2 tRNA genes are annotated in these 350 nt (G+C 49.4%); both read left to right on the forward strand.

The features are described from left to right. Nucleotides 1–45: 45 nt before the first annotated feature. Nucleotides 46–122, forward strand: a tRNA-Ile gene (locus ACU8YC_RS28620). A gap of 105 nt (nucleotides 123–227) precedes the next feature. After that, nucleotides 228–303, forward strand: a tRNA-Ala gene (locus tag ACU8YC_RS28625). Nucleotides 304–350: the final 47 nt, after the last annotated feature.

Genomic DNA, 350 nt, shown 5'->3' on the forward strand with positions numbered 1-350 from the left:
TCACACAGATTGTCTGATGAAAATTAGCAGTAAGAAAATCTCTGCAGGCTTGTAGCTCAGGTGGTTAGAGCGCACCCCTGATAAGGGTGAGGTCGGTGGTTCAAGTCCACTCAGGCCTACCAAATTCTTTCTGATACCGCGTTGTGAAACGACTCGCATACTTCAGTATGCTTCGCCGCTCCACGCCTTGTCTCAGCAAGAATTAAGGTGAATGAGATAACTACGATGGGGCTATAGCTCAGCTGGGAGAGCGCCTGCTTTGCACGCAGGAGGTCTGCGGTTCGATCCCGCATAGCTCCACCATCTTTACTGCAACAAACCAAGAAAACTTCAGAGTGTACCTGAAAAGG

The organism is Citrobacter sp. VF227 (assembly GCF_052950715.1).